The sequence below is a fragment of the Candidatus Methylomirabilota bacterium genome (assembly GCA_036002485.1).
Lineage (GTDB): Bacteria > Methylomirabilota > Methylomirabilia > Rokubacteriales > CSP1-6 > AR37.
In genome coordinates, this window is sequence record DASYTI010000016.1 from 1 (window position 1) to 1,739 (window position 1,739).

General features: G+C 67.4%; 3 protein-coding genes. 1 reads left to right on the forward strand and 2 read right to left on the reverse strand.

What is annotated here, in order from left to right; all coding sequences use genetic code 11:
* The coding region (locus VGT00_01990) for a 3-deoxy-7-phosphoheptulonate synthase (GenBank protein ID HEV8530169.1) at positions 1–163 on the forward strand (163 nt) is incomplete at its 5' end.
* 223 nt (positions 164–386) lie between these two features.
* Here the strand turns inward: VGT00_01990 and VGT00_01995 are convergent.
* Both VGT00_01995 and VGT00_02000 read right to left on the reverse strand, forming a co-directional pair.
* Positions 387–1,493: a DUF4388 domain-containing protein gene (locus VGT00_01995; protein ID HEV8530170.1), complete on the reverse strand. Its 1,107-nt coding sequence runs from the start codon at positions 1,491–1,493 to the stop codon at positions 387–389.
* Between the two features lie 23 nt (positions 1,494–1,516).
* Positions 1,517–1,739, reverse strand: a 223-nt coding sequence (locus VGT00_02000) for an HNH endonuclease (protein HEV8530171.1), incomplete at its 5' end; no start/stop codon positions are given.

The window sequence follows — 1,739 nt, forward strand, 5'->3', positions numbered from 1 at the left end:
GCGCGCGTCGGCGGCGGTGGGGGCCGACGGGCTGATGATCGAGGTCCACCACGACCCCAACCGCGCGCTCTCCGACGGGCCGCAGTCGATCACGCCCGACATGTTCGAGGAGCTGATGCGGGAGCTGCGCCAGATCGCGCCCGTGATCGGCCGGAGACTATAGGCACTGGCTGCGAGCGAAGCGCGATTCATTCGCCCCGGGGCCGCGAAGCGGACCCGTGTGATGAGCGGCGGCGAATTCACTTCGCCGCCGCGGAAGACGCGAGCGGGGGGCGCGGGGGGCGCGAAGTCGAGCGAAGCGAGACGAACGCCAACCCTGCGTGTACGACGCGACGCGCCAGCGTCGCACCTCGGATCCTGGGGGTGCGCCGCTAGCACCCCCCAGCTCAGTTAAGCGCGATGACTTTGCGCTCGAGCAGGCGGGCGAAGATCAGCAGCGCGTCCTCCTCGGACATCGGGCACAGCTTGAGGATCGAGCGCACGTCCCATTCGCCGTTCACACGGGAGAGGACGAAGCCTTCCTGGGGGTCGATGTTCTGCCGGGTGAGGGTGATCATGTCCATGAGCATCACCGGCACCTTGTCGAGGGGCACGGTGCGCAGCGCGCGGTCCTTGCTGCGCGAATCCACGACCGCGATGAGGCCCTTCTTGGCGTTCTGGTTCAGGCGGTCGATGGACAGCACTTCTTCATAGGCGCGCAGCGCGGCGTCATAGCGCCGCTCGGTCAGCCGCTGGTTGGCCACGCTCAGGAGGTCCTTGATCGTGCCCACCAGGTCGGCGGCGGCCGCCGCCTCCCGGCCGACCTTGTCCACCTTCACGAGACCCCGCTGGTGGAGCTCGTACATCGCGCAGGCCGTCTCGAACTCCGACCGGCGCAGCTCCATGCCGATCTCGGCCATGCTCTTGTCGAGGGAGGCCATCCTGAGCGCCTCGCGCTCCACCGGATCGTCGGGGAGAGCGTGGCCGCTCATCGCCTTGAAGGTGACGCTCATGGAGGGCAGGACCTCCTTGATGCGCTGCCACTCGTCGACCCGCCGCACGCCCTCCATGATCACCCCGGTCACGTCCACGTCGATGAAGACGGTCACGTTGGGTTGCACCTCGCCGTCCTTGAACTCGAACTTGCCCTCCGGCCAGAGAAAGAGGTCGTAGATCGTTTCTTCGGCCTTGGCCTGCAGGCTCCGTCGGAGATCGTGCTCCGACAGGATGCCTTCCGCGATGAGGATCGAGCCGATGAGCTGGCCCTCGGTCTCCTGCTTGAGCAACGCTCGGAAGAGCTGCTCCTCGGTGACCAGGCGCTCCCGGATCAGGAACTGCCCAAGCGACTCGCGGGGGTCGTTGGACCACGACGTGTGGATCACCCCGCCCTGGAAGAAGATCCGCTTCTCGACCGAGCGCCGCTCGAGATGGAGCGTACCCGTCTTCCGTCCCGAAGCGATCCACTGAAGGATCTCGGGGAGATCCATCGTCCGGAGGTTGCCGCTGAGGCCCATGTCGGTGCGGGGCCCTTAGGCGGTCAGCCGCGTTCCCAGGCGAGGTCCCAGTACAGGTAATCCCGCCAGCTTTCGGGCGCGCGGTGAAGGCCGACGGTGAGGGTAAGGTAGGGCAGGGCGGCCGGCCGGCGCGGCTTGCGGACGAGATGGAAGCCGATCTCCTCGGGAGTGGCATCGCCCTTCCGGCGGTTGCAGGAGATGCAGCACGTCACGATGTTGTCCCAGCCCTTGTGGCCACCGCGCGCG

What these genes read in the sequence shown, in the direction of transcription:
- VGT00_01995 (HEV8530170.1), bottom strand. Translation starts at nt 1,493, where the DNA reads ATGGGCCTCAGCGGCAACCTCCGGACGATGGATCTCCCCGAGATCCTT.